This window comes from Deinococcus roseus, assembly GCF_014646895.1.
Classification (GTDB): Bacteria; Deinococcota; Deinococci; order Deinococcales; family Deinococcaceae; genus Deinococcus_C; species Deinococcus_C roseus.
The window spans coordinates 1-1,184 of sequence record NZ_BMOD01000081.1 but is presented as its reverse complement, the minus strand read 5'-3'; the positions used below and the strand labels follow the sequence as shown (position 1 = coordinate 1,184).

Here is a 1,184-nt window from a genome sequence, read left to right as displayed (position 1 = left end):
CGACGGACAGACCATCCTGGACGCCGCCGCAGACTACAACAAAGCCCAGGACAACGTCACCATCAAAGCCGTGTTGGTCAGTGGAGCCGGCATCCAGGGCACCTCACAGGGCAAGTTCCTCACCGCCGTCGCCTCCGGGCAAGCCCCCGACGCCGTCCTCTACTGGGGCCAGGACGTCCTCCCCGGTCTCGCCAGCATCGGTGCACTCATGCCCCTCAACGAGATCCTCAGCAAAGCCGGCATCAAAGGCAGCCAGTTCAACAGCACCGCCTGGAAAGCCATGCAGTTCGGCGGCAAAACCTACGGCATCCCCGAAATGAGCAACGTCATGATGCTCTACTACAACAAGGACCTCTTCAAAGCCGCAGGCCTCGACCCCAACAAACCCCCCAGAACCATTGAGGAGTTGGATCAGTACGCCGAAAAACTCACCGTCAAAAAAGGCAAAGACATCGACGTGATGGGCTTCATCCCCTGGGTCGCACAGGGCAACCCCGCCCTCTGGACCGGTGCTTTCGGAGGCAGCTTCCTGAACAGTGCCACCAAAAAGTCCGATCTGACCAACAAAGGCACCCTCAAAGCGCTGGAATGGCAGGCCGCTTACGTCAAGAAGTACGGCGCAGACGAACTCAACCGCTTCCAGGGCAGCCTCGGCAACATCGCCGCCTCCTCGGGCAGTGACCCCTTCATTGCCGGGAAGATCGCCATGGAAGTCAACGGCCAGTGGCATGCCGGGTTCATCAAACGCTACGGGGCCAAACTGAATTACGGGGTGGCTGCGGTGCCGATGCCCAGAGGGTCCCGTTACCCGAATTCGTTTACGGTGGGGAACACCTGGATGATTCCCAAGGGGAGCAAGAATGCGGTGGAGGCGCTGAAGTTCATTGCGTTTTTCAGTGAAGCGAAACGGAGTGCTGCGGTGGCGGACAAGGTGTTCAACATTTCTCCTGTGAAGGGGGCACCTGAGCTGCAGAAGGTGTCTGAGGAACCAGTGATGAAGATGGCTGCGGAGTTGCTCTCCAAAGGCAGAACGTACACCTTGCCTGCGCTGGTGGATCTGCTGGCGGTGAACAACGAACTGGCCAGTGCGTTCCAGGCGGTGCAACTGGGCAAAACGGACGCGAAGACCGCACTGGACACCGCCCAGAAGAACATCGAGAAAGCCTCCAACCAGGGTCGCTGAT

Annotated in this window: 1 protein-coding gene; it reads left to right on the top strand. The window is 59.3% G+C overall.

Translation table 11 applies throughout. From position 1 onward, the window contains the following. The coding region (locus IEY52_RS26465; protein WP_189009700.1) for an ABC transporter substrate-binding protein at positions 1 to 1,183 on the top strand (1,183 nt) is incomplete at its 5' end. Position 1,184: the final 1 nt, after the last annotated feature.